This is a genomic window from Sorangium sp. So ce145 (genome assembly GCF_051525985.1).
Taxonomy (GTDB): domain Bacteria; phylum Myxococcota_A; class Polyangia; order Polyangiales; family Polyangiaceae; genus Sorangium; species Sorangium cellulosum_B.
On sequence record NZ_CP150315.1, the window covers coordinates 6726580 to 6752598 of the forward strand.

The 26019-nt window shown below is 71.3% G+C and carries 24 protein-coding genes; 3 read left to right on the plus strand and 21 right to left on the minus strand.

Annotated features, from left to right (window positions below; genetic code table 11):
• Window positions 1-17 precede the first annotated feature (17 nt).
• Both WMF34_RS24705 and mazG read right to left on the minus strand, forming a co-directional pair.
• Window positions 18-413 (minus strand): hypothetical protein, encoded by a 396-nt coding sequence (locus WMF34_RS24705; RefSeq protein WP_044965689.1) that lies wholly within the window; start codon window positions 411-413, stop codon window positions 18-20.
• A gap of 450 nt (window positions 414-863) precedes the next feature.
• Window positions 864-1718, minus strand: coding sequence for a nucleoside triphosphate pyrophosphohydrolase (gene mazG, locus WMF34_RS24710; RefSeq protein ID WP_012237435.1), 855 nt, complete (start codon window positions 1716-1718; stop codon window positions 864-866).
• Window positions 1719-1875: 157 nt separating this feature from the next.
• On the opposite strand from mazG, the gene WMF34_RS24715 reads away from it, so the two are divergent.
• Window positions 1876-3096 (plus strand): hypothetical protein, encoded by a 1221-nt coding sequence (locus WMF34_RS24715; protein ID WP_437989309.1) that lies wholly within the window; start codon window positions 1876-1878, stop codon window positions 3094-3096.
• 312 nt (window positions 3097-3408) lie between these two features.
• Here the strand turns inward: WMF34_RS24715 and WMF34_RS24720 are convergent, their stop codons facing one another.
• The 3 genes from WMF34_RS24720 to WMF34_RS24730 all read right to left on the minus strand — a co-directional run bounded on the left by WMF34_RS24720 (window position 3409) and on the right by WMF34_RS24730 (window position 7990).
• Window positions 3409-4329 (minus strand): transposase, encoded by a 921-nt coding sequence (locus WMF34_RS24720; protein ID WP_044965691.1) that lies wholly within the window; start codon window positions 4327-4329, stop codon window positions 3409-3411.
• Window positions 4330-4725: 396 nt separating this feature from the next.
• Window positions 4726-5904 carry a cytochrome P450 gene (locus WMF34_RS24725; RefSeq protein ID WP_012237438.1) on the minus strand — a complete coding sequence of 393 codons (1179 nt, stop codon included), beginning with the start codon at window positions 5902-5904 and terminating at the stop codon, window positions 4726-4728.
• Window positions 5905-6691: 787 nt separating this feature from the next.
• Window positions 6692-7990, minus strand: coding sequence for a flavin-dependent oxidoreductase (locus WMF34_RS24730; protein ID WP_437989310.1), 1299 nt, complete (start codon window positions 7988-7990; stop codon window positions 6692-6694).
• Window positions 7991-8090: 100 nt separating this feature from the next.
• Here WMF34_RS24730 and WMF34_RS24735 point away from each other — a divergent pair, with 100 nt between their 5' ends.
• Window positions 8091-9713, plus strand: a complete 1623-nt coding sequence (locus WMF34_RS24735) for a ferritin-like domain-containing protein (protein WP_437989311.1) — start codon at window positions 8091-8093, stop codon at window positions 9711-9713.
• On the opposite strand, the gene WMF34_RS24740 is transcribed toward WMF34_RS24735, so the two are convergent.
• Entirely contained in the window at window positions 9674-11134 is a 1461-nt protein-coding gene (locus WMF34_RS24740) for a hypothetical protein (protein ID WP_437989312.1), read from the minus strand. The genes WMF34_RS24735 and WMF34_RS24740 overlap by 40 nt on opposite strands.
• A 5-nt stretch (window positions 11135-11139) precedes the next feature.
• Window positions 11140-11829, minus strand: coding sequence for a hypothetical protein (locus tag WMF34_RS24745; protein WP_157906887.1), 690 nt, complete (start codon window positions 11827-11829; stop codon window positions 11140-11142).
• A gap of 476 nt (window positions 11830-12305) precedes the next feature.
• On the opposite strand from WMF34_RS24745, the gene WMF34_RS24750 reads away from it, so the two are divergent.
• Complete coding sequence (locus WMF34_RS24750) at window positions 12306-13367, plus strand: hypothetical protein (RefSeq protein ID WP_437989313.1); 1062 nt, start codon at window positions 12306-12308, stop codon at window positions 13365-13367.
• Window positions 13368-13444: 77 nt separating this feature from the next.
• Here the strand turns inward: WMF34_RS24750 and WMF34_RS24755 are convergent, their stop codons facing one another.
• From WMF34_RS24755 to WMF34_RS24820, 14 genes are all read right to left on the minus strand, one after another.
• Complete coding sequence (locus WMF34_RS24755) at window positions 13445-13933, minus strand: FHA domain-containing protein (protein WP_157906888.1); 489 nt, start codon at window positions 13931-13933, stop codon at window positions 13445-13447.
• Between the two features lie 161 nt (window positions 13934-14094).
• A complete protein-coding gene (locus WMF34_RS24760) occupies window positions 14095-14556 on the minus strand; it encodes a hypothetical protein (RefSeq protein ID WP_437989314.1) in 462 nt (153 codons plus the stop codon).
• A gap of 95 nt (window positions 14557-14651) precedes the next feature.
• On the minus strand, window positions 14652-14810 hold the full coding sequence (locus WMF34_RS24765) for a hypothetical protein (RefSeq protein ID WP_157906889.1): 159 nt from the start codon (window positions 14808-14810) through the stop codon (window positions 14652-14654).
• Complete coding sequence (locus WMF34_RS24770) at window positions 14807-15019, minus strand: hypothetical protein (protein WP_437989315.1); 213 nt, start codon at window positions 15017-15019, stop codon at window positions 14807-14809. The genes WMF34_RS24765 and WMF34_RS24770 overlap by 4 nt, the downstream gene beginning before the upstream one ends.
• Before the next feature lie 99 nt (window positions 15020-15118).
• Window positions 15119-16411 (minus strand): pectate lyase family protein, encoded by a 1293-nt coding sequence (locus tag WMF34_RS24775; protein ID WP_437989316.1) that lies wholly within the window; start codon window positions 16409-16411, stop codon window positions 15119-15121.
• Window positions 16412-16769: 358 nt separating this feature from the next.
• Window positions 16770-17417 carry a hypothetical protein gene (locus tag WMF34_RS24780; protein ID WP_437989317.1) on the minus strand — a complete coding sequence of 216 codons (648 nt, stop codon included), beginning with the start codon at window positions 17415-17417 and terminating at the stop codon, window positions 16770-16772.
• 113 nt (window positions 17418-17530) lie between these two features.
• A complete protein-coding gene (locus WMF34_RS24785) occupies window positions 17531-18238 on the minus strand; it encodes an SDR family NAD(P)-dependent oxidoreductase (RefSeq protein ID WP_437292714.1) in 708 nt (235 codons plus the stop codon).
• A gap of 106 nt (window positions 18239-18344) precedes the next feature.
• The gene (locus tag WMF34_RS24790) at window positions 18345-19499 is read right to left on the minus strand and encodes a PAS domain-containing protein (RefSeq protein WP_231864232.1); all 1155 of its coding nucleotides are present in this window, start codon (window positions 19497-19499) and stop codon (window positions 18345-18347) included.
• An 87-nt stretch (window positions 19500-19586) separates the two neighbouring features.
• Window positions 19587-20312 (minus strand): zf-TFIIB domain-containing protein, encoded by a 726-nt coding sequence (locus WMF34_RS24795; protein WP_012237452.1) that lies wholly within the window; start codon window positions 20310-20312, stop codon window positions 19587-19589.
• A 103-nt stretch (window positions 20313-20415) separates the two neighbouring features.
• Window positions 20416-20904 carry a hypothetical protein gene (locus WMF34_RS24800; protein WP_012237453.1) on the minus strand — a complete coding sequence of 163 codons (489 nt, stop codon included), beginning with the start codon at window positions 20902-20904 and terminating at the stop codon, window positions 20416-20418.
• 327 nt (window positions 20905-21231) lie between these two features.
• On the minus strand, window positions 21232-22443 hold the full coding sequence (locus WMF34_RS24805) for an ABC transporter permease (protein ID WP_012237454.1): 1212 nt from the start codon (window positions 22441-22443) through the stop codon (window positions 21232-21234).
• On the minus strand, window positions 22437-23168 hold the full coding sequence (locus WMF34_RS24810; RefSeq protein ID WP_437989318.1) for an ABC transporter ATP-binding protein: 732 nt from the start codon (window positions 23166-23168) through the stop codon (window positions 22437-22439). The genes WMF34_RS24805 and WMF34_RS24810 overlap by 7 nt, the downstream gene beginning before the upstream one ends.
• Window position 23169: 1 nt before the next feature.
• Window positions 23170-24420 carry an efflux RND transporter periplasmic adaptor subunit gene (locus WMF34_RS24815; protein WP_012237456.1) on the minus strand — a complete coding sequence of 417 codons (1251 nt, stop codon included), beginning with the start codon at window positions 24418-24420 and terminating at the stop codon, window positions 23170-23172.
• Window positions 24417-25958: a TolC family protein gene (locus WMF34_RS24820; protein ID WP_231864233.1), complete on the minus strand. Its 1542-nt coding sequence runs from the start codon at window positions 25956-25958 to the stop codon at window positions 24417-24419. The genes WMF34_RS24815 and WMF34_RS24820 overlap by 4 nt, the downstream gene beginning before the upstream one ends.
• Between the last annotated feature and the right edge of the window lie 61 nt (window positions 25959-26019).

Genomic DNA, 26019 nt, shown 5'->3' on the forward strand with positions numbered 1-26019 from the left:
TCGAATGATTGAAGCAGTCATGTGGACTCCGAATGAGCGTGCGCGCGAAGAGCGTCGAGGATGGTCCAGCCAAACGCCGGCTTCGGCAGCACCATGGGCGGCAAGGAGCGGCCGTCTGGCCCCAGCGCGGAGCGAAAGGACTGTGGTGTGCCCGTCACGAGGAGAATGAGGAGCTTCGGTCGCGCGCTCCGCAGCGACGTGATGAACGTCACGATGTCGCCGGGATCGAAGTCGTCGGGGAACAGAACCAGGGCGGTCGCCGCGGGCGCCATCCTGTGCGCGTCGTTCAATGTCCTCTTGCCGTTCGACGCAACCCCGGCCTGGCTGAAGTAGGCATGAAGCGCGTCGATCGTCTCGGGATTGTCCGCGACGACGGCGACGTGGAGCAACCTGGCGGAGGAGCGGTTTGCCATGGCTGCCCGGGCGTCTAGCAAGCCGTGGGCCGCCTCGTGAAAGGCGCAAGAACCTTGAGTACGCGCCTATCGCGATGGAAGAGCCGACGACCCTTTCGGAGGACAGCGGCACAAAACGACAGATTGACGCGGCAAATGCGAATGGATCACGTGAATTTCGTCACGATCAGGCCGCATTTTGATGCGATGGCGCCTACTTGACCGCTAAGAGGGCCAGTCAGCGGAGGCAGCGTCGCGTCGATCTCGACGCCGTCGGAGCGCCGCTCGCCCGGGGTTGGCCGCTTGTTATGCCGTCGGAGCGCGCCTCTCGCCCGGGGTTGGCCGCTTGTTATGCCGTCGGAGCGCGCCGCTCGCCCTGGATTGGCCGCTTGGAGAGGCCGCATAGGCGACGCCGGATGCTGCCGGCGTCTCCCCGGCGCGCATCTCGCCAAGACCGTCCGCGCGCCGCGGTCAGGTCTGCCGCTCCGCGCGCTTGGCCTCGTCCCAGTAGCCGTCGAGCTCCTCCAGCGTGAGCGTGTCGTGGGACGCCTTGACGGGCCAGCCCCCGTGCCGCTCAATGACCCGCCGTTCGACGTGATCGAAGCGCCGGGTGAACTTGTCGATCGTCCGACGCAGGGCCCCCTCCGCGTCGACGCCGGCGTGGCGCGCCAGGTTCCCGAGCGCGAAGAGCACGTCCCCGAGTTCCTCCTCGATGGCGGCGGAATCGCCGCCATCGAGGGCCCGATCGAGCTCCCCGAGCTCCTCGTCCACCTTCGCGCGCGAGCCCCGCGCGTCCGGCCAATCGAAACCCACGCGCGCGACCTTCTCGCCTACCCGCTGCGCCCGGGTCAGCGCCGGCAGGCTGCGGGGAACGCCGCCGAGCACGCCGCGGTCCTTCCCCTGCCTCGCCCGCTCGTCCGCCTTGATGCGCTCCCAGTTCTGAAGCACCTCGTCGGCGTTCTCGGCGCTCTCGTCCGCGAACACGTGGGGGTGGCGCCGCACGAGCTTCTCGCAGATCGCAGCGATCACATCGTCCGGCCCGAACGCCCCCTCGGCCCGGGCGAGCTCGGCCTGGAAGACGACCTGGAGCAAGAGGTCGCCGAGCTCGGCGCACAGCTCCTTACGGTCGCCGCCGTCGATGGCATCGATGACCTCGCACGCCTCCTCGAGCACGTAGCGCCTGAGCGTCGCGAAGCTCTGCTCGCGATCCCAAGGACATCCGTCGGGTGCGAGGAGCCGCTGCATCAGCTCGACCATGCGCGGAAACGTGCGACCGACCTGCTCGGGGAGCGGCGGCGCCTTCACGGGCTCGAAGGAACGAGGCATGCAGTGCTACTAGCGCAAACCGCCCCCGCTCCGGAAGCAGAGGAAGAGGAAGAGGAGACGGTGCAGGGCGCGTTTTCGCAGAGCGTCATCCTGGCTTCCGAGGCCGTAGCATGAGAAAAGTACGGAGGGCATCGAGGCTCCGACGACGAGGACGACCATGAAGAGCGCAGGCTATGTGGTGCTGTTCGCGATCGCCGGCTGCTCGCAGTGTGTGTGTCGGAGCATCGGGAGCGCGCCGGGCACGGCGCCGAACCCGGGAGCAGCTACGGAGGAGCCCGTGACGGCGGCCCTGGTCAACAGCGGCGAGCAGGAGGTGCTGGACGAGGAGATCACCCCGCTGCGCAAGGGCGGGCGCCACCTCATCGCGGAGCCGCCGGACGACGCGGAGGAGGTGACGTACGCCGCATGGATCGCGGCGGCTGGGCTCGCCGCGCAGAACAGGCAGCCGCCGCCGGCCGCACCACCGGGGTTCGCGCTGCGGGCGGTCCACGGGCGCGACCTGTGGGTGTTGTCCGAGGACGGCACGCGCCGCCGCGGGGCAGCCGCGGTCGTTCTGCGCGTAGGAGCGGCCGTGCCGCTGATCGTCGAGGCGCCGCACACGTTCTTCGATCGGGGAACGCTGCCCGTCGCGCTGGCCATCTTCGAGGCGCAACGGGCGCGCGCGCTGATCGTCAATACGTCGCACCGGTACGGCGGGGGTCCCAACCCACGCGACGCCAGCGCGGACGAAGACGGCGCAGAAGGCGGGCCCCCCAACCTGGGTGCCGCTGTCGGAGGCGGACGCAACCCGGGTCACACCGCGGATGGTGACGAGAGCACGGAAGGCGCTGGTGGCGAGAACGGCGGTGATGAAGCCGTCAACGGCAACACCGCGCAGGACGGCGCCCAGGGCACCGGCGGCGGCGCTCGTGGGGATAACCGTGCTTCCCGAGAGCGGCTGATTGCGTCGCTCGCCTTCGCAGACGTAGCCCACGCCGAGCGCTCGTTCTTCCTGTCCGTGCACCGGGCGCTGCTCCAGAGCTTCCCCGGCACGCCCACCGTGCAGCTGCACGGCTTTCAAGACCGTTCGGCTCCGAATGCCGCCATCATCGCCAGCGCGGTGGGGCACGGCGCCGCGCTGGACCGACTGCTCGCCCCTCTACGGGCGGTCATCAACGAGGGAAAGGTCCTCGCCTACCCCACGGAGATAGATAGGTTGGGGGGTGCCACGAACGTGCAAGCACGCTGGTCCCGTCAGATGGGCGCACCGTTCTACCATGTTGAGATGTCCCGAACGCTGCGCGACAAGCTGATCGTGGATACGGATTTCCGGCGCCGCTTCGCGGCGGCCTTCTCGGGGCTCACAGGCGGAACAAATCGGATGCGCGACCCAGGTTGACCGCAACGGGATTGTCCGCAACGACCAGGCTCAACGGATGCCAAGCGCGCGTTCTGCACGGCGAGCCGCTCCAGATCGTCCCAACAACCGGTGAACACTCGGCGTCCGCTGATCAAACGCAATCGGCGTCCCCGGGGCCGATCCATCCGCGATCGACACCGCATCCCCCGTTCGTGGGCGTACGCGCAGCGCCCCATGAACACTTCGCCCGCCCGCGCCAGCTCCTCCAACGGATGTTCCCATGAGACGGCAACGACGCGTCGGAGCCGCCCCTTCCTATTCCGGACCGCTGTGGAGCTCGCCACCCGATACCTACACCGTGAGCCCGAAGTCCCTCGCGCTGGCGCCGTGGAACGTGCACATCCACCACGTCCCCGCCGGAAATACCACACTGCGTACCCCGGCGCGCCACCGTTCGAGCGCCGCGCGGTACGACGCGCGAAACGCCCGCACAGCGGCGCCAGCGATTCGTCGTACGTCCCCCTGCTCGCGGCCCACTGCAAAGGTCGGATTGCGCTCACCCAGCGCCTCAAAGCTCGTTACGCGCTCGTACGGGGAGATCTTCGTGACTCGCTCAGCACCAAGAAAACGACGCCCCTGCTGCTGAAGCGCAGAATGGGCCTGCGCCTCCTGTACGTTGAGTTCGACTGCAACCTCGTGGCGAAAGTCATCAACGCTGTCCTGCTCTACCGCCGGCGGCAACGCGAGAAGTAACGTCACTTCCTCGGGCCACTGTGGGTTTTCCGGGTCAAGATACGCCACGGGACGCGCCGCTCGCAGCACGCCGCAGCCGAGCTCTCCCACATCGACTTTCGCCCCCGGCCACTCACGCGCATGCCGGACGAGGCCAGCGGCTACAGGGTTTGCGAGTACGTAGGCTATTTTTTCCACCACGGCAGCGCGCGTCAGGAGTCGCACGACGCTCGTGGCTTCGTGGTCCCATACCGGTCCTTCCCACGCGCGAAGCACCTTGGTCCCGAGCGCCACAATACGATGGAAGAACTGCAAGAAGCGCGGCAGGACTCCATTCACGTCCGTCACGACCAGGTGCAGATGCGTTGACATCGCGCAGAACGCGTGAACCTCGATTCCGAAGCGCGGGGCCGAGACCGCGAGGGCGTAGACCAGGAGCTGGGTGATGGCTGCGTCGGGGCGAAAGAGCAGGTGCCGGCGCAAGACGCGACGGGTGATCATATAGGTAGCGCCGGGCGCGATCTCGCGGGGGTGGCTCATGGCCCGTCCACATCAACAAACGCTGTGCCAAAGATCGCAGTCAATCATTTCAAGATATTGCCGCGCCCCGCAGGTGGCGGCTCCTACGCCAGGGGTGGCGGCCGCCATGCCACTCGGATCGCCCTACGTGGGTATACCTGGGTAGAGTCCACAACGTCGGTAGAGTCCACAACGTGGGTCCCGCCCCGCAACCTGGGTCGGCTCGCGCGCGCGGCGCGGGACCCAATCTGCGCGGGATCCAACCTGGGGCGGGTCGGCGGCGGGTGGGAGCTCGGGTCGGGTCCCGGGTCGGCGTCAACCTGGGTGGACCACCGCCACTGCCAACCTGGGTCGGGTCGGCCGGGGGGGGGGCGGGTCGGCGCCACCGCCAACCTGGGTGGGGTCGCGACGCGAAAATTACACGAGCAGCGCCGGAATCTGGTCAGGTCCGAACGCGGCCGCACCGCGCGGCGCCGTTGAGAACGTCGGTTGCACGGTCGGATCGGCCCGTAGCGCCGGAAAGCGCTCGAGCAGGAGCGACACGCCGACCCTCGCCTCCATCCGCGCAAGCGGCGCCCCGACACAGTAGTGCAGACCGCCGCCGAAGTTCAGCATCCCCACCGGTCGTCGATGGATGTCGAAGGTCTCCGGTCGCGGGTAGATCTCCTCGTCGTAATGGCGAGCGATCAGCGACAGGTAGAGGATCGTCCCCGCAGCCAGCGTCTCGCCGCCGATCGTCGCCTCACGCTCGACGAACCGCACGATGCCCGCCGCGCTGCTGCACCAGCGGGTCGACTCCTCGATGGCTTGCGGCAGGAGCGAAGGTTGCTGACGCAGCTGGTTCATCGCGTCCGGGTGGGCGAGCAGCGCCACGAGCAGGTTGGCCAGCATCCAGCTGGTCGTCTCGTAGCTGCCGAGGATCAACGTGAGCACGACCCCCTCGCACGCCTCCACACCGCCCAGCCCCTCCGCGACGATCGCCCGCGCGATCTCGCCGAGCAGCGTATCGCTCGGGTGCGCCACCTCGCGCTCGGCGATCTCCCGGAGCTGCGCTTCCATCGCGGCGTGGGCGCTCCGCCCTTCGGCCACGACGACGGGATCCTGCGGCATCACGACGCTGCGGATCATCTTGCGAATCAGCGCGTCATTCTCGGCGATCCGCTCCTCCGGGAGCCCGAAGAGGGCGCTCGTCACGCCCATGGGCATCGAGATCGCAAAATCATCGAAAAGCTCCGCCCGCTCTTTCCGCACGAGCCGTTCCACGACCCTGCGCGCCACCGGGGTCACGGTCGCCTCCTCGTAGCGGGAGATCACGCGTGGGGAGAGGACCGCGTTGAAGAGCCGCCGCATGCGCGTGTGCGCCTCACCGCCAAGCGTCACGAGCGCCCCTTTCATGATCCCGGTGTCGTAGGTCCGCGTGCTGAAGGTCTCGCTGTCGCGCAGCACCGCGACCACATCGGCCCCGCGGAGTACGACCGGCACGCCGAGTCCCTCGTCGAAATAGACGGAGTGCTCCCTCGCCGCAGCGGCGAGATGGATCCCGAACGCCGAAGGGTCTTTCGATGTGAAAGAAAATAGATTTTTACGAGGCAGCATACATAAAACCTAGTATTCCATCTCGAAACGCGAATCAAGCCGTTTTGCCATGACTTCGACTGGGACGTAGGTGTGGAAGAGCGGTTATTGCGGACGCTTCTCCCACGTTGGCTTCGCGTGCGGGCCCTGTAGGTGCCCTCCGCCTGGTCTTGGGTCACGCCCGCACCGTGGTTGTGTCGCTGTTGTCGGCGATCTGCGGCGATCGACGCTGACGACGGTCGCCCTACGCACGCCATAGAGCGGCGCCTTCACGGCGCTCGATCAGCGGTGACACGCCGTGGATGCGCCGAGATCCGTCCGTACTGGTTCGTCGAATCCCTGGCGACGAAAAGCTGCTCAACTCGGGAGTTCTGCTCGACCCGGGTTGAAGGAGGCGGATATCGCGGACGGAGGCGCCGTGACCGATCATGGCAGCGAAGCCCGGACGTCGTCGGGCCGGTCACCGAGAGGACGGATAGATTCCATCGTCTGCCTTGAGAAAGCGCCGGAAACGGCCAGCAGGCGCGAGCGCATCCGCCATGGACGGTCGCCAGGCCCCATAAGCCGAGCCAGACACGCCTCGTGCCCTCGCACCAGCGCCTATGGCAGGAGCACAAAAAAACAGAGCGTCCATTCGACGGTGGGGGGAAACCGTCACGGACGCTCTGCTTGCGTCTCTTGCAGGAGGTGAGCCAAGGACGTCCCTGCCTGATTTCAGATGCTTTTCCTACAGCAACAGACGTGCACCTTTCGGTTGTGGAATCGTAGCGAGCGGAGCGTGGCGGCCTTCGGCCACCGGCTCGCCCGATCAGCTGGAGCCGTTCCGCTCTCCCGGCGCCTCCCGTCCCCCGCCGACGCCCCACGACGGCCGGGCGTTGAGCTCCTCAACGTCGGTCCCAATCATCTCCGTGTAGCTGCGACCCATCGCCTCGAGCTCATCGCTGCTCAGCACGTCCTCGATCCGGGCGAAGCCCGCCGGCGCTCGCTGCTCCACCATCGAGAGGACCCGGTCGGCGCCCATCGCTCGGTTCGCGAGGACGAGGGAGCTCGTCGGCGGACGGCGCGCAGCTTCATAGGCGGCGAGCGCCTCTTCGGGGGCGCTCGTCCGGGCGAGGTGCCAGGCCAGCACGCGAGCATCGAGGATCGCCTGGGAGGCCCCGTTGGAACCGACAGGGTACATGGGATGTGCAGCGTCGCCGAGCAGGGTGACCCGGCCAGCGCCCCACCACGGCAGCGGATCGCGATCGATCATGGGATACTCGAAGATGACGGGCGCCGCGGCGATGAGCGCCGGAATGTCGAGCCAGGAGAAGCGCCACGCCGCGAAGTGGGGCAGCACGTCCTCCAGGCGTCCTTGCCGGTTCCAGCTCCCCGGCGCGACCGCCGCCCCCTCGTGCAGCCGCACCTCCGCCACCCAGTTGATCGCGGCCCGGCCGCGGAGCTCCGCGCGGCGGGAGATGGGATAAGCGACGAACTTGGCGGCCAGGTTGCTGCCGGCCATGATCATGCTGCGCCCCCCCAGGAACGGCTCGCCCTCGGTCACGCCGCGCCACATGTGAATGCCGTTCCACCTGGGCGGCCCCTCCGCCGGGTGGAGCTGCGCGCGAACCACGGAGTGGATGCCGTCGGCCCCGACAAGCACGTCCGCAGGGACCACGTCGCGCTCACCGGTCCGCCGATCCCGCACCGTGACCTGCACGTCGGACGTCGTCTGCTCGAACTTCTCCACCGCCAGCCCGACGCGCACGCTGGAGGCCCCCAGGCGCCGCTGCACCGCCGCGAGCAACATCAACTGGAGCTCACCACGGTGGATCGACACCTGTGGCCAGCGATACCCAGCGGAGATACCCCGCGGATGGCCCCAGATCCGACCCCCGAACCGATCGTGGTGCACGAGCTCGGCGGTCGGGATCCCTGTCGCCACCAGCGCGTCGGCGAGGCCAAGCTCCATCAGCTCTCGCACGGCGTGAGGGAGGAGGTTGATGCCGACGCCGAGCGGCCTGATCTCCCGCGCGGCCTCCACGACGCACGCATCGATGCCGGCCGCGTGCAGGCTCAGGGCCGCCGCCAGCCCGCCGATCCCCCCGCCCGCGATCAACGCCCGCATCACGCGACGCTCGCACGGCGCGCCGGACGCGGCAACGACGCTCGTGGCGCCCGCGACCGCGGCGCCGAATCCGGGTAAGATCCTGGAACGAGGGACATACATGCGATTGCTCGTCTCGATGGACTCTTGGGGTGCGAGGCTGCTCTCGGTGCTGGCGATCGCGCCTGCGCTGAGCTGCGGTGGAAACGTCACGTCCGGTGAAGCCTCGGGCGGCGGCACAGGTGAAGGCGCCTCCAGCAGCACAGGTGAAGGCGCCTCCGGCAGCACAGGTGAAGGCGCCTCCGGCAGCACAGGTGAAGGCGCCTCCGGCAGCACAGGTGAAGGCACCTCCGGCAGCACCGGAGGCCTGCCACCGGAAGGGTTTCCGTTCGCTTGCGACGATCCGGAGCCCATCGTCGTCGCGGACCAGAACACCGGGTACGTGCGCTGCGCCGACGGCTGGATCCACCGCGCGGAGGTCGTCACCTGTCCCAGCCCGCTCCCGCGTGCCAAGGCCTGCGCGGACCCGAGCGGCGCGACGGGGAACTGCACCTCCGACGCCGACTGCACCGAGCAGCCACACGGCTACTGCGACGTCATGACCGGAGGCGAGGTGGCTCCAGGGTGCTTCTGCCAGTACGGGTGCACGACCGACGCCGACTGCGGCGAGGGGCAGATCTGCCTGTGCGGCGATCCGGTCGGACGATGCGTGCCCTCGCAGTGCACCAGCGACCAGGACTGTGGAAGTCTGCTCTGCTCCAGCTACGTCCTGCACCCCGGATGCGGCGGGACCGCCTTCGCGTGCCAGACGCCCGCCGACGAGTGCGCCAGCGACCAGGACTGCTCAGGGGACGAGCAATGCTCGCTCGAGGCCCTGCGGCACACCTGCACGGCGCAGATCTGCGCGATCGGCCGGCCGTTCCTCGTGGAAGGCGTCGTGCGCACCGCGCAGCCCGCCGCGCGCGACGACTGGCGGACCGCCGCTCCGGACGCGCCGCCTCGCCTGGAAGAGCTGTCCGTCGAGCAACGGGCTGCCCTCGCCGAGCACTGGACCCGCGCCGCCCTCCTCGAGCACGCGTCGATCGCCGCGTTCGCGCGCTTCGCGCTGCAGCTCCTGTCGCTCGGCGCGCCGCCGGAGCTCGTCGGCGCCGCGCAGGCGGCCATGGGCGACGAGGCCGACCACGCGCGCACGTGCTTCGAGCTGGCCAGCGCGTTCGCCGGCCGCGGCGTCGGCCCAGGGCCGCTCGCCATCGACGGCGCCCTCGGCGGCGAAGGCGCCCGCGAGATCCTCGTGACGACCCTCCGCGAGGGGTGCATCGGCGAGACCATCGCCGCGATCGAGGCGGCAGAGGCCGCCCTCCACGCGACCGATCCAGCGGTACGGCGCGCGCTCGAGAAGATCGCCGAGGACGAGACGCGGCACGCCGAGCTCGCCTTCCGGTTCGCGGCCTGGGCCCTCGACCGCGATCCTTCCCTCGCGGGCGCCATCGTCGACGAGCTCGCCGCGGCCTCCGCGGAGCTCCGCGCCTCGAGCGAGGCCAGCCACGGCGGCCCGCTGCTCGGCTTCGGCGTGCTCTCCCCGCAGCACCGGCGCGCGATCCGGGAGCGCGCGCTCGCTCAGGTCATCGCGCCCTGCGCGCGGGCGCTGCTCTCGCGCGGCGGCGGCAGCATCGAGCGCAGCCGCCCGCGCCCGGCGGACGGCCGTCAGCGCGAGGAGACCGACAGCTTGGCGACGAACAGCTGACCGTCCTCGGCCTCGACAGGGCAGTTCAGGAGCGCGAAGTCGGCGCCGGACGTGCCTGCGAGGAACACGTCCGTTCCGGAGACGGCGAGCGCCAGGATCCGCTGGAGCGTAGGGCCGCCGAGCGCGCCCAGCCACTCGACCTCGCCGTCCGTGGCCCGGAGCCGCGCGAGGAAGGCGTCCCCCTCGCCGGCCTCCCCGCCGATCTCGACGTCATCGATCTTCATCTGCTGATCGAAATGCCCGGCCACGACGATCTTTCCGAGCTCGTCGACGCCGACGACCTGCGCCGATTGGGCCCCGCTGCCCCCGAGCTGCTTGGCCCACGTGGCGGCGCCGCTCCGGTCGAGGTGCGCGGCGAAGCCGTCCTCTCCGGTGGAGACGATCTCTCCCGCGAGATCGATCTGCCCCTCGAACGAGCCCGTCAAGACGACGCCCGCCTCGTGCATCGCCACGGCGCTGGCGCGCTGATCGCCGCGGAGAGCGGAGTAGTGTCGATACCAGACGTCCGCCCCCTCGGCGCTCCATCCATCGCAGATCCACGACGCCGGAAACGACGCCAGGAGCGCGTCGACCCCGTCCGAGGCCGCGCCGCCGGGCGGCAGCGCGCTCTCGAAGCCGGGGAAGCCCACGTTCACCCGGCCCTCGAAATCGGCGATCACGAAGGCGTCGCCGGAGGCCACACGGAGATCGCGAGGCAAAAAACGCGCCCCCTCACGGCCCGCAAAGACGCCGCTGCACGGATTCAGGAGGGTCTGTGCATCGTAGCTGGAGAACCCGATGTCGAGCCCGCCCTGGAGCGACGTCAGGACGAAGACGCGGTCGCCCTCCGCCGCAACCGCCTTCGCCTCGTCAAGACCGCTGGACCCGTGCGTCACGCACGCCGCTACCCCGCCGGGATCGCTCTTGTCGAGCCGCGCCACGAACGCGTCGCCGGCGCCCTCGGGCAGCCCGCAGTCCGCGCCGAACGACAGGCTGCCCGTGAAGTCGCCCGCCACGTAGACGCTGCCGCCGTCCAGCGCGATCGCGGTCGCCTGGTGGACGTGGGTCGCGGTGTCGTTCTCCGCGTTCCCGAAGCGCTCGCTCCACACGTGGTTCCCGTCCCGCGCGAGGTGCGCCACGAAGACGTCCTTGCCGGCGCCGCCCGCCGTGAGCGGGGCGCCGCCGGCAACGGTGAGGTCCCCCTTGAAGCCGCCCGCCAGCCACAGGGTGCCGTCCTCGTCGGCCGCGATCCCGCCGAGCGTGGTCTCGGCGCCACCGAAAGACATCACCCACTGGCACGTATAGCCGGGCTCGCTGAACGAGCCGCCCCCGACGCCTTGCTCGTCGATGAGCTGAATGCCCACGAGCTCCGCGCAGCCCGCGCTGCTCGCCGCGACGAGAGAGGTCGCCAGCCACAGCCGAGCGCGCCTTTCGAGCCTCATCGTCATCAGAACGCCCCGACGACGGAGCCACCGACGACGCCCGGAGCGAGCTGGAGGCGGGCGGTCGCGCGCGGCCCGTCCGAGGGCAGCGTCAGCCAGAGGACGGCCGTGCCGGCGAGCGCCACGCTCGCGGCGATGAACGAGAAATCGGACACGGTCGCATACGACATCGCCTTGCTGGCCAGATCGGGCACCGGCTGCGCGCAGTCCCGGTAACGCCTCGGATTCGCGCACGCCGTCTTCGCCGCGTCGTCGACCTTGTCCCACGTGGAGATCGCCAGGCCACCGAAGGTGCTTCCGAGCGCGATGCCCGCCAGCGTGAGCCCGCCCGTCACCCACATCAGGCTCCGATGGATCGGATCCGGCCTTGCGCCGTAAGGCGTCGGCCGGCGCGGCTCGATGTCGCCGGTGGAAGGCGCGGCATCCTGCGCTGCCGCGCTGGGCGCGAGCGCCCTCACGGGGACCTCGACGGCCTCTTCCGGCCGCGTCACCTCGACGTCGCGCGCGACGGCGTACCTCGCGGGCGCAGCCGCGATGACCTTGCGCTTCCCCGGCTCGACAGGGCGGGCCGCGCTGGCCCCTTTCGCGGCCACGCCGTCGCGCGTCACCGGGAGCGCCTTCACCTCCTCGGACACCTCTGCGGCGCTCTGCTCGGCCCGTGCCACGCCCGCCTGCGCCCAGGTGGCCAGCGTCACGAGGAGCCCGACCGCCGGCCAACCGAGCCCCCTTCGCCCCGCGCGCCCCACACCCTTTGCGGAGCGCCGGGAGCCTCTGCTGTTCGCTTCAGGCATCGAGTCCCCTGGAAGGTCGGCGAGCGACACCTGCTTCAGGTCCCCGCGCTGGACCACGACGACCGATAACAGGGCACCGCGACGAGCGCCAGACGAAAGACCCCCGCGCCAGCCGCCACGCCGCGCCCCTTGCGCGCCCCTTGCGTGCGCGCCCCTTGCGCGCCCTTTACGCCCATTGCGCCCTCTGCGCCGTGTTCGCGCTTCGACGCACGCGGCCTTTGCGCTAGCGTTCCGCTCTCGGTTCCTCGCGGTTCCTCTCGTTCCTCGCGGTTCCTCTCGTTCCTCGCGGTTCCTCTCTGTTCCTCTCGGTTCCGGTCTCGCCCCTCGCTCCCAGGTCGTCGAGCGTGCCGGCTGGAGCGCCCTCGCGAACAGGTGCCCTGATGTCCTCCGTGCCAGCCCCCAAGAAGACCGTGCCAGCCCCCAAGAAGAAGCAGTCCAAGAAGAGCGCGCGCTCGCTGCCTCGCAGGGACGAGGAGTGGATCGGCGGCTTCTTCTCCCTGCGCGCGTTCGTGCACGAGGGCGACGACGCGTACCGCCCCGAGGCGGTCGTCTGGATGACCGAGCGCGGCTTCGTCCTGAGCTGCGCCGCCCTGCGCCCCGGCGACGTCGTGACGGGCGCGGTCGACAGCTTCGAGGCCGCCGCCAGAGGTCCCCTGGAGGGCAAGCCGCGGCTGCCCGAGCGCGTGCGCGTGGCCTCGCCGGCGCTCGCGGAGGCCCTGCGGGCGCGGCTCGGCCCGGAGGTCGAGGTCCGCGTCGCGCCCACGCCGGAGATCGACGTCGTCGCCGAGGACCTGGAGGCGCACCTCGGCACGCGGGACGGCCGCCTGACGCCGAGCTTCCTCGGGGGCGGCATCGAGGCGCCGGCGATGGCCTCGTTCTTCCGCGCGGCGGCCGCGCTCTACCGCGTGACGCCCTGGAAGGCGGTGCCCAGCGACGCCGACATCATGGCGCTGTCGATCCCGTCGCTCGGCGCGCGCGATCTCGCGCTGTGCGTCGTCGGGCAGGCCGGCCAGAGCCACGGCGTCCTCCTGTTCGAGAGCGCGCGCGGGTTCGCGCTCTACCTGGCCGAGACCGCCAAGCTCCCGGACGCGCCGCCCGCGTCGCTGCCGGCGAGCTTCTTCTCGCTGAGCTTCGATCGCGCGAGCGACCTGCACCCCGCGCTGCGCGCCGAGGTCGCCGAGCAGCGCTGGGAGCTGGCCGACCCGGACGCCTACCCCACGCTCGCGATGGTCGATGAGGACCTCATCGGCCGCAAGCCGACGCCGAAGGAGCTCACGGCCTCCGAGGCGCTCGCGCTCGGCCTGGTCGAGCTGATGAAGCGGCGCAAGGAGATCACGAAGGCGTTCCGCGGCGGCGCCCCGGTGGAGGCGAGCTACGTCGTGGAGACGCACGCGGGCCCGGTGGAGGTGCTCTTCCGCGCGCCCCACCCGGAGCGGAGCTGATCCCGGCGGCGGCGCCGGCGATCAGTCAGGGCTCGGGTGAGCCGGCGGGCGAGCGCAGCAGCGGGGAAGCCCCGCCCTCAGCGAGCGACGAGCCGGTAGAGATCGGCGTTCACGATGAACTCGCAGAGGACGTTGCCGAGCTGGAGCATGTCGCCGCTGCGGAGAGGCACGCCGTCCCCGGACGGCGCCAGGAGCCGGTCGTTCAGGAAGGTCCCGTTGGTGCTCTTTCTCGCGTGGAGCATCGGGGTGTCCGCGACCAGCACCGAGATGTGGGCGTGGACCTTGGAGACGGACGCGTCGCGGAGCACGACATCGCTGTTCAGCGCTCGCCCGATGAGGATGCGATCCTGCCAGGGGCTCTCGGGGCGCTTCGCCACCGGCAGGAGCTCGCAGCCGTGCGACGTGGCGATCATCCCCGACGAGATCCGGTGGCGGGACGAGATCGGCTGGCCGCTCATGCCAGGCGCGGTCCCGGCGACGAGGGTCTTGAACGACGGAGGAGGTTGGTCATCGGGGCCGAGCTCCCGGAGCAGCCAGGCGTGCGGGTACTTCCGATCGAACGCCATCCGTGAAATCGCCCGGCTCTGAGCACAAAGCGCCGCGAAGGTCAACATGACGAGATCTTCCCCCAGGTTCCGGGCCGTTCGAGAGAGTTGAGCTCCCCGAGCGGCGCATCGCCCAATTCAGCGGGGCCCGATAGGCCCTTATACATCAGGAGACGACGGAATCACCGGACGCCACGAGACACCTTCGAGACGACTCCGGCGCTGAACGGACTACATCGTCGGCGCTCGCCACACTCGGCTCCCGCGCGGCTCGACAAGACCGGCCGCACCGAGCCCATGACGGGCGTCTTCGCGCTCGATGCGCCGAGCATGCGCGACCTCGAGTCGACGCGCGGCGGCCAGCGGATCGGCGTCGCCCACGCCCCGCTGGCAGATCGGACCAACGCCGGCGTGACCTCGGAGGCAGCGGACCCGATCTCGAGCTGCCCCTCGCCGTTCGCGCCCCAGCACCACAGGCTGCCGTCGAGCCGCCTCGCGCAGCTGTGCAGCTCGCCGATGGCGCTCTCGGCCCAGCCATCACCCTCGACCGCGGCCGGAGTGGTCCGGTCCTCCGTGTCGCCGACGCCGAGCTGCCCCTCGTCGTTGGCCCCCAGCAGGAGAGCCGCCCGCCCAGGATGACGCACGTGTGGTACGGGCCCGCGGCGAGGCCGTCGACGCGCAGGACGGTGTCGCCGGCAGCGCCGCCCGCGCCACGCCCGCGGCCGCGTCGAGCGTCCTGTCAGAACACCACCCCCGCGCCCAGCGCCGCGAGCACGCCTGGGCCGCCCGTGCTCGTGACGACCGCGTCGCCCGCGAGCGCCTCCACCATCATGAAGGGCGCGAGCGCGCCGACGCTCGCGCCGAAGCGCACGGGCCGCACGTCGACGTCCGCGGTCACGACGAGCCGCCGCGCGCCCCGACCCACAGCGCGGCCGCCCCCAGGGCGAGCGCTCCTGCGAGGGAGCCGGCCCAGAGCCACCGGCGGCCATGGCGAGCGCCCCGGGCCTCGAGCCGCTCCTCGATGCGCTGCCACTGGCGCGCCGCGCTCCCCTGGGTGAGCGGCGGTCGCACCCACGCCCGGAGGGGCGGCTCGGGGTTCATGCTCACGATGTACCCCGACGGGCCGGGAATGGCTCAGCCGGCGGATGCGCTCGGGCGCGCTCCAGCCTGGCGCCGCCGGGACGAGGAGCGCGCCGGCAGCGGCGCTCAGGGCAGGTTCGCCAGCGGGTCCGTCTTGCCGACGCCCGCGTGCTCCAGGACGAGCGCCTTGACGGCGGCCGCGCGGTCGAGCGGGTACTCGTACGGCGCGGTCCAGGAGCAGTCTTGACCCGACGCCTGCGTCCCGGTGGTCTGCTCGAACACGTTGTCGATGCGGTGCGTACCGCCGGCCGGGCTGTCCAGGGTGGTGATGGGGTTCTTCACCTTGTAGAAGTGATTGCCCTCCACCCTCAGGCAGGCGCCGACCCGCGAGTTCACCCCCGACGTGGGGACGTCCTCGAAGTAGTTGTTGAAGACGTGCCCGTTGCCGCCGCGGTAGCTCGGGACGCGGGAGTTCACGTTGCGGAAGCGGTTGTGATGGAAGGTGATGCGGCGGTCGCTGTCGTCGTTGTCCGACGATCCGACCAGCATGCCCTTCCAGTGGTCGTGCAGGTAGCTCCACGAGATCGTGATGTTCGAGGACTCATGGGTCGCGTCGATGAGGCCATCGTACTTGTCCTTGTCGGAGTTCACGGCGGGAGACTCGGCCCAGAGCTCGCAGTGGTCGATCCAGACGTTGTGGCTCTCGTCCATGTGGATGCCGTCGCCGTTGCCGCTGCTGGCCAGCACGTGGTGGATCTTCAGGTTGCGGACGATGATGTTGGAGGCCCTCCTCAGATTGAGCCCGATCCCCTCCAGCTCTCCGCTCGACCCGACCCCCACGATCGTCTTGTCGGAAGTGACGTCCACGTCGTCGCCGCTACCGCTGATCTTGCCGGTGATCTGGATGATCATGGCGCCGTCCCGCGCGGCCTCCCTCCTGAGGGCGTCGAGCGAGCTCACCGAGACGACCTGTCCGCCCTTGCCGCCGGTGGTGCCGTCGCCGGTCGTGGCGTAGCCGTAGAGCCTGAAGTCGACCGCGCCAGGGTCGCCGCCGCCGGCGCCGCTGCTGGAGCCGCCGGTGCCTTCGTCCGAGCCGCCCTCACCGCTGCCGGAGCCGCCCTCACCGCTGCTGGAGCCGCCGGTGCCTTCGTCCGAGCCGCCCTCACCGCTGCCGGAGCCGCCCTCACCGCTGCCGGAGCCGCCGGTCCCGCCGCTGGAGTTGCCCGCGCCGCTGCCCGCGCCGCTCCCACCGGTCCCGGCGGCGCCGACGCTCGCCGTGGAGCCTGCGCTCCCGCTGCTCGTCGGCTGCCCCGCGTCGTCTTCCGGCTCTGACGTCTCCGAGCCGCACCCGACCACCGAAACGCCGAGGATGCCGAGCGCGATCAGCGCAGCCCAAGCGACTCCAGATTCGCACTTCATGAGCAAGTCACCTTTCCGTGATGAGCCAAGGCCAAGCAGCTCGCGCGACGCGGGCGGAGACGCCGGACAGCACACAAGCCGTTCGCTGGAGCTTCACAGCAACGCACATGCCATCGGTTCAGGACGAACCAGCCCTGTCTGGATCGCACGGTTCCACCGCATTTCTCGCAGGGATCTCTGCAGCGCCGCTCCTCTCCCCCGGAGCTCCCGGGCAGGCGCCGCGACCGAGGCTGTCAACCACCGGTTGACACGGTGGACACGTGCAACACCGCGTCATCAGCCCTGGCGCTGTACGATGCCCGCGATATCGAGCGCCGCGGCGTGGTCCCGCGCCCGGCTCCGCGGCGCCTCCCGGGGATCAGGGGCCGATTCGAACGAGCTCGACCCAGTCGAGCCTCGCCGCGTCCTCGCGGCACCCGAACGAGACGATGTGCACCCCTGGATCGAGCGCGAACTTGAGCAGCAGCCCTGTCGCGTCCTTCGCGTCGTGAACGTAATCCTCGTGGAACTCGGTCCCGTTGAAGTCGTACCTGGTTCCGAGCTCCGGCTCATGGTCCACGCGGACCAGGAACGAGTTGTCCGTGCTCTCGTCGGGCCCCGTGGCGACCCTGGCCCTGATCTGGTACGTGCCGGCCTCGCCGATCTCGAACGAGCAGTCGACCCGGTCGCTGTTGCAATTCGCCTCCTCGGGGACCGCCACGTACGTCCCGCCGCTCGCGAGCGGGTCGTCCACGCGCTCGAAGCGGCCGGAGAGCTCGCAGTCCTCGGCCTCGATCCTGATCCTGAACGAGCTGCTCCCCCCTCCCGCGGGCGCCGGCGAGGCATCCCACGCGGCGGACAACCCCTCCAGCGAGCACGCGCAGGCCAGCACCGGCAAGAGCGCCCCCCAGCGCCCCCATCGCGCCGCACGCGCGACGGCCGCCGTCGCGCGCGCCGTGGGATCCTCCCCCGCGCCGCAGCTCGCGCGAGGTGTCGTGTCCGCCCCAGGTCCCGAGGTCTCGTTCATCTCCCACGACGCTAGCAAGACGCGCACCGGCGGCGCGGCACAACTCGTCGAGCCGGCGCGATTCACGCGATTCACGCGGGGCGCGCGGACGTCAGAAGCACGCCCCGCGCGTGTCAGCGCGCGGCGGGACGCGCGTAATCCTGCGCGCGGAAGAGCACCCCGTGGACCTCGCCGTCGACCAGCGCCGGGACGAGCGCCCCAGGCAACACCGACTCGACGTCGTTCGGCGCCTTCGGCCCGCCGAGATCGGTCCGCAGCCACCCCGGGTCGAGGAGGTTCATCAGCACGCCCGTACCACGGAGCGAAGGCGCCATGTCGCGCACGAACTTGTCGAGCGCGGCCTTCGACGCCGCGTAGGCCATCAGCTCGGGCTGATCCTGGATCCCGGAGGTCACCTGCACGATTCGCCCGAACCGCCGCTCCAGCATCGTCGGCAGCAGCCGGTACGTGATCCGTATCGGGCTGATGACGTTCACCTCGAAGCTGAGCCGGTAATCGTCCGCCGGCGTCTGCAGGTGCGAGGCGCGGAACGGCGTCATGATGGCGGCGTTGTTGAACAGGAGGTCGATCCCGCCCGACGCCGCGATGGCGTCGTCCAGCATGCGGTCGACCGCCGCCTGATCCGACAGCTCGCCCGAGACCGCGCTCACCCGGATCCCCTTGCCGGCGAGCTCCCCTTCGAGCTCGCGCGTGTGCGCCGCGTCGCGGCTGTGCAGGACGACGTTGCAGCCGAGGTCCGCGAGGCCGCGCGCGATCCGCTTGCCGATGCCCCGGCTCGCGCCGGTGACCAGCGCCCACTTTCCACGAATTTCAAGCGTCATGGCGGCCTCTTATGGCAGAGGCCGTCCGGCCTGGCAGCTCGAAAAGCGCCGCGGCGGGCGCAGGCGCCGCGGGGACGCCGCTCCGGGTGGCGCCGCGCGCCGGCGCCTACGCCCGGCGCCGCGCGCCTCCACGCGCGCGCCGCCGGCTGACCTCCAGGCCGCGGCCGAGGCTGCGCAGGACGAGCAGCTCGTCGCCGAGGTCGACGTCGACGAGCGCGCGCGCGACCTCCGGGCGGACGCCGGTGAGGATCGGCCTGGAGCCGAGCAGCTGGATCGCGTGCGCCAGCCGCTCCAGGGCCGCGGCGCCGTCCGGATCGAGCGCCTCCGCGCCGGTGACGTCGAGGACCACGTGGGACGCCCGCTGCGCCACGATCGCGGGGAGGAGCCGCTCTCCGAGCTCGCTGCCGCGCTCCGCGTCGAGCCGCCCGATGAGCGGCACCGCGAGCGTGCCCCGGCCGACGTCGAGGATCGGCGCGGAGAGGTTCAGGATCTGCCGCCGTTGCTCCTCCACGAGGGCGAGCGAGCGGTTCAGCTGGTCGATGAGCCGGCCCTGCTCCTCGACCTGCCCCTCGGCGCGCCGCTGCGCCGTGACGTCGAGCTGCTGCACGAGCACCGCGCGCGCGCCGGTCACGGGATCGGTCGTGGGGCGCGCCTCCACCTGGTGCCACCGCTCGCCGTCGGTCGTGACGACCCGCACTTCCCCTGCCCACGCCGCCTCCGCGTCGATCGCGCCGCGGACCGCCGCGGCCACGCCCTCGTCCGGGAACGCCGCGTCGATCGCCGGCGCGTCGCCGAGGGCGCGCAGGGCCGCGGGGTTGTGGAAGAGCACCTTTCCCTCCCGGTCGACGAGGCTGACCAGCACCGACGAGTGGCGGACCGCCTCCACGCCGCGCACCATCGAGGCGCCGACGCTGGCGGCCTGGGGGAGCGCCTGGAACAGGATCGCGAGCCGCCCGTCATCGAGGTCGATCGGCTGCCCGTGGAGCGTCACGGTCGCGGGCGTCCCGCGCGGGTAGAGCGTCCAGTCCTCCAGCACCGTCTCCCCTTCCGCGAGGACGCGGAGGTAGCCGTCGAGCCGCGCGCGGACGGCCGGCGACAGGTCCGAGAGGTCGCGGGAGAGCAGCTCGGCGCGATCCGTCGCGTGCCAGAACTGGAGGGCCTTCGCGTTCACCCAGGGGAACCGGTGCCGGCCGTGATCGTAAACCCAGGTCGGCAGGACGGATAGGTCGAGCGCCGACAGGCGCTGGTCGAGGGACGTCATGTCGTGGCGGCACGTCATACGACGCCCCCGTCCGTCCTGCACGCCTCTTAACGTCTCTTCACCGGCGCGGCCGGCGCGCGCGGACGCTCAGCGGGTGATCTGCCATAAGAGATCGAGCAGCTCCTGCACGGCGGCCCGCCGGTTGTTCCAGCGGGATTCCCAGGACGAGGCCGCCACGACGGCGCTCGCCCGACGCGCCGCCTCCCTGGCGATCTCGGCCTCCCGGCGCGACCGCGCCTCTTCCTCGATCTGCTGCTGGCGCGCCCTCGCGGTGCCGCCCGACGCGGCGAAGGCGAGCAGCTGCGGGAGCTCGCCCCGGTCGAACCAGGTGCCATGTTCCCTGCAGATGTCGACGATGATGCCGCTCTTGCCGGCGAAGTTCTTGCGGTTCATCCGCTGGCCGCACGCCGGGCACCGGACGTAGCGCACGCGGACGTCGACGTGCTCCGGCCGCCGCGGCGGCCTCGGCGCGCTCGTCCCATAGCTCTCCCGGCGCTCCAGGAGGTCCAGCAAGAGCGCGTGGTCGACGAGCTGGCCGCCGCACCGGCCGCAGTCGCGCAGGAGGCCGGCCGCGGCGCGGAACGCCGAGAAGGGCACGCCGCACTCTGCGCAGAGGAGCGCGTCGGGCTCGGGGATGGGCTCCAGGCCGAGCTCGTGCCCGCACCCGTCGCAGCGCTCCGCGTCGGGGAGGTTCAGCTGGTAGCAGCCGCCGCAGCGCACGGTGGCGAGCGACCCCTGGCACCCGGGGTAACAGCGCCCCTCCGCGTTGGTCAGGAGGCCGCATCGCGGGCACGGGCTGCGATCGGCGCGCACCCTGGGAGTCTAGACGCCCAGCGCGCTCACGAGAAGCGCCGCGACAGCCGCCCTCGCTCCTGACGCCGGCGCCGCCTTCAAAGCGCCGGATCGATGATCGGGCTCAGCGCTGCCTGGCGGGGCGCATCCAGGGATGGGGATGGGAGCTCCGGGGGCGGCTGTGCGGCGGCGCGCTGGACCGGCGCACCTGCTTTCCGAGCTCCTCGAGGAGATATCCCACGGCGGTGTCATCGTCCTGAAGCACGACGACATGGTCGTTGTTCTCCTCACGCAGGAGCCGGTTCACCTGGAGGGCGCCGACCGCCGTCCGCACGACGATGGCGACGCACGCGAACTCGCTGACGAGCATGCTGCGCGTGCGCATCGTCGCGGCCTCGAACGACGGATCGTTGTTCATGGGCGCCCGGCGGAGGTCGAGCAGGTGGCCGAGGCACCAGCGATCCAGCGACTCGTAAACCTTGAGCGCCTCGGAGTGGACCCGGATGAAATCGTCGGGAGATGGATAGGGGAGCTCGGAGCGGGTGCTGCGGACGATCGACATCTCCTGATCGAGCATGACCGTCAGGTGGTCGTTCTGCAGCAGGACATCCATCCCACCACAGGATAGCGAGCCGGCGGCGCGCCGGCACTGAAAAGCAATGGCGAGCTCAACGCTGCGCCGGCAAATGCTGGGTGATCGGCCAGAACGGACCGCCGCGCAACGGCGTGGGTTCGGGTGTGCGTGGAGCGATGAGCGGCCCAGAACCAGCGGCGTCTGCATTCCCTCGCGATGGGCGCGGGCGGCGGGAACGAATCTCCTTCAGGCCAGCGAGTTCGGCTCTCGGGACGACGACCGGCGGTCATGTGTGCTGGTCAGTTTGGTTGTTCGTCCCGCACGCCCGAGACGCGCGCCTTCGACCCGTGCCGCCCCCATCGCCGCTCACTCGAACCGCAGCGCCTCCACCGGATCGAGCCTCGACGCGCGCCTCGCCGGGCCCACGCCGAACGTGATCCCGATGAGGATCGACACCCCGAGCGCGAGCCCGACCGCGTACGTCGGCACGATGGTGGCCCACTCCCCGAACCGCGACAGCAGCACCGCCGCCCCGTACCCGAGGCCCACCCCGGCCACGCCGCCCGCGAGCGACACGACGACCGCCTCGACAAGGAACTGCCTCAGGATGTCCCCGCGCCGCGCCCCCACCGCCATCCGCACGCCGATCTCGCGCGTCCGCTCCCGCACCGAGACCAGCATGATGTTCATGATCCCGATTCCACCCACGATCAGCGACACGGCCGCCACGCTGCCGAGCAGCATCGTGAAGGTGCCCGTGATCTGCCCCATCGTCGCCAGCATCTCGGCCTGCGACCGCACCTCGAAGTCGCTCGGCTGATCCGCGCGCAGCCGGTGGCGCAGGCGCAGCAGCTGCTCGAGCTGCGCGATCACCATGTCGGACCGATCCTCGCTCGCCAGCTGCAGCGAGATCGTCGACAGGTGATCCTGCCCGAACAGCACCGACCGGTGCGTCGACAGCGGCACGAACACCCCGTCGTCCGGCGAGCCCATGCCCGACCCCTTCTCCGCCAGCACCCCGACCACCCGGAACGCGTTCCCGTTGATCTGGAGCCGCGTCCCGAGCGGCGAGGCGCTCACGTTGGCCGCGTAGAGCTGCCGCGCGACGTTTGCCCCGAGCACGACCACGCGCGCCCGCTGCTGCTCGTCCAGGTCGGAGAACGAGACGCCGCTCGCCACCGAAAGAGAGCGGACCTCGAGGTACGCCGGCGTGATCCCCGTCACGGACGCGTTCAGGTTGCTCGCCATGTACCGCAGCTGCGCGCTGCCGCTCCGCTCCGGCGCGACCGCCGCCACGCCGTCGAGCCCCTTGAGCGCCTCGGCGTCGTCCTCGGTCAGCGTCTTCACCGTGCCCGACCGGACCCCGCTCGCCGACGCGGAACCCGGGCGCACCATCAGCAGGTTCGCGCCGAGCGACCGGATCCGCCCCTCGACGCTGCTGCGCGCGCCCTCCCCGATCCCGAGCACCGCCACGACGGCCGCGGTCCCGATGATCATGCCGAGCATCGTCAGCAGCGTCCGCAGGCGGTTCGAGGCGAGCGAGCGCCACGCGCTCTTCGCCGTCTCCTTGATCAGCATGCCGCCTCCATCTCGCCCGCGTGGAACGCCGACACCACGTCGGCCGAAGGCCCGTCGGCCACGATGTGCCCGTCCCTCATGTGGATGGCGCGCGAGAGCGACCGCGCCACGCCGAGGTCGTGGGTCACCATGATCAGCGTCGTCCCGTCCGCGTTCAGCGACAGGAGCAGCTCCAGCACGTCGCGCCCCGTCTTGCTGTCGAGCGCGCCCGTCGGCTCGTCGCACAGCAGGATCGACGGCCGCGTCACGATCGCCCGCGCGATCGCCACGCGCTGCCGCTGCCCGCCGGAGAGCTCCGACGGCAGGTGCCGCGCGCGCGCCGCGAGCCCCACGCGCTCGAGCGCGCCCTCCGCGAGCGCGCGGCTGTTCTTCACCGCCCCGTAGAGCAGCGGCAGCTCGACGTTCTCCGCCGCCGTCATCCGCGGCAGCAGGTTGAAGCTCTGGAACACGAACCCGATGTGGCGGTTCCTGAGCGCCGCGAGCTCGTCGTCGTCGAGCTCCGCCACGTTGCGCCCCCCGAGCCGGTACACGCCCTCCGTCGGCCGATCCAGGCACCCGAGGATGTTCAGCAGGCTCGACTTCCCGCAGCCGGAGGGCCCGATGATCGCGACCGACTCGCCCCGGCGCACCTCGAAGCCGATCCGGTCGACCGCCCGCACCGCGAGGTCCTCGCGATCGGCGTGGTACACCTTCGAGAGCCCGCTCACGAGGACCGGGACGTCCATCTCAGCGCCCTCCTCGGCCTGCGCCCATCCCCATGCCCATCCCCCGCATCGGGTTCTGGCCGCCGCCCTGCCGCTGCCCCTGCCCCTGCGGCCCCGCCGCGGTCGCGGCGGGCGCGCTCGCGAGCACGTCGTCGCCCTCGCTCAGGCCCTCGGTCACGACCATCCGCGAGCCGTCCGTCGCCCCGGTCTGGATCGGCCGCTCCTCGCCGTTCGCGAGCCGCACGAACCGCCGCTTGCCATGCGACTGCACGGCCAGGAGCGGCACGAGCAGCACGTCCTTCTGCTCCGCGGTCACGATCTCCACGTCCGCGCTCATCCCCGACCGGAGCAGCGACGCGTCCTTGTCGTTGACGACGATCTCGACGTCGAACGTCACGACGCTCGACACCTCCTTGCCGAGCGGGCTCACCCGGTCGACGACGCCCTGGAACACCCGGTCCCCGTAGGCGTCGACGCGGATGTCGACCCGCTGCCCCGGCGCGACGCGCCCGATCTGCGCCTCGTCGATCGCGCCGACGATGCGCAGGTTCGACAGATCGGCGAGCGTCATCACGGCGCTGCCGCCGCTCACGTTGGTGAGCGCCGACGAGACGAGCGTCCCCTTCTCCACGGCCACGTCGAGCACCGTCCCGGCGATCGGCGCGTAGATCTGCGTCTCCTTGAGCCGCAGCTCGGCGTCCTGCACCGCCAGCTCGGCCGTCTTGAGCTGCGCCTGCGTCGCGTTCAGCTGCGCCCGCCGCAGCGTGATGTTCGCGCCCGCGACCTTCGTCGAGTGCGCCGCCGTGCGGGCCGCGTCGGTTGACCCGAGGCCCATCTCCGCGCTCTTCTCGGCGACCTCCTGGCTCGCCTGGCTGTTCTTGCGCTCGAGCTCGGCGACCGCGACCGACGCGTTCGCCGCGGCGAGATCGGCCTTCACGCGGTCGCGCGCCACGCGCGCCGCGGCGAGGTCGCGCTCCGCGTCCGTCGGGTCCAGGCGCACGAGGAGCTGCCCTGCCTCGACCGTATCGCCCTCCTTCACGAGGACCTCGATGACCTGGCCCGGGGCGCGCGACTTCACCTCGACCTGCACGTCGGGCTCGATCTTCCCGGACGCGGCCGCGGTCTCGGTCAGGTTCCCGCGGCGGATCTCGACGGTCGGGCCGGCGGGGGTCTTCTCGGGCTGCTTGTACCAGGCGTACCCGCCGATCGCGAAGCTCGCCACGGCCAACGCGGCCACGCCGGACATCAGGTAGCGCTTCTTGTTCCTGTTCATGACGACCTCCTGGGGAGCACCGACGCGAAGCGGACGAGCAGCGCGCCCGTCTCGTGATCGAGCTGGAGGCGCGACGTCAGCTCCGTCACCGCCGCCCGCAGCCTGCGCAGCTCCGCCTCCCTCCGCGTCTGCTCCGCCTGCACCACGTCCGCCGACGTCGCGGTCCCGAGCGAGAGCCGCTGGCGCTCGGCCTCGGCCAGCTCGCCCGCCATGCGCGCCGTCTCGGTGGCCAGCGCGACCTGCTCGGCCGCGGCCTCGAGGCTCGCGCGCAGCGAGCTCACGTCGGCCGCGATCGCCTCGGCGCGCGCCTGGTACCGCGCCTCCGCGGCCGCGAGCTGCGTCCGCGCGCGGGCCGCGTCCGCGGACGCCCGCCCGCCGCCGAGCGGCAGCTCGATCTCGATCCCGCCCAGCACCCCGAACGCCGGCCGGCCGCCCGGCAGCGAGAGCCCCGGCAGGCCGTCGCGCACCCACTGCCCGTCCATCGAGGCCATCGCGAACAGGTCGAGGCGGATCTGGTCCGCGTCCTCCGCCGCGCTCACCCGCGCGCGCTGCGCGTCGAGGTCGGCGCGCAGGGCCGCGAGCTCCAGGGACCGCTCGCTCGCCGCGCGCACGAGCGCGTCGGCCGACGGCAGGGCCCCGAGCGACGGCGGCGCGCCGGTCGGGGCGAGCGACGCCGCGCTCGCCGGGGCCATGCCGAGCGCGCGCCCGAGCGCGATGGCCCGCGCCGCCCGCGTCGCCCGCGCCTGCGACAGCGAATCCGCGATCGACGCGGCCGAGGTCGAGAAGCGCAGGACGTCCACCTTCGTTCCGGTGCCGAGGGTCTCGGCGCGCGCCTTCGCGTCGGCGAGCAGCCGCTGTGCGGCCGCGAGCGCCTGCTCCTGCACGACGATCGCCTGCTCCGCGTACCAGAGCTCCCAGTACGCCCCGAGCACGTCGAGCGCTGTCTGGCTCGCGGCGAGCTCGCGCTCCTGCTCCGCGGCGACGGCCGACGCCTGCGCCTGCGCGTACGGCGCGAGGACCGCGTCGGTCCCGGCCCCCCGCAGGAGCGGCTGCCGCGCGGAGACGTAGGCCTGCGCGCCGTAGTTCGGGCCCGGGGTCCCCGAGCGCGCCGACGCGCCCACCTCGAGGCTCGTCCCGACGTCGGTCGTGTACCGGAGCGCCACGTCCGACGTGACGGACGTGGTGCTCGAGCGCTTGAGCATGGGAATGGTGAGTGGTTTGTCGTTTGCATCGGTGTCGGGAACTCCGTCGCCATCAGCGTCGACGGGGTCGGCTCCGTTGTGGAACGGCTCCTTGTAATCTCCGGTCACCGAGGCCGAGAGCGTGGGCTTGCGGGCGCCTTCCTCGGCGGCGACGGCCTGCCGCGCCGCGGTGGCCTCGAGCAGCGCCGCTCGGAGGGACGGGTTCTGGGAGGCGGCGCGGCGGACCGCCTCCTCGGCGGTGAGCGTCTCGGCGCGCGCCGCGACGCTCAGCGAGCACGTGGCGGCGAGGGCGAGAGACGCCAGCCACGGCAAGGGAACGGAGCGAGAGAACGTCATGCACCGCAAGCTAGAGGGCAGTGTCTCAAGAGGTGTCCTGGTCGTGTAAAGATTCGTCAAG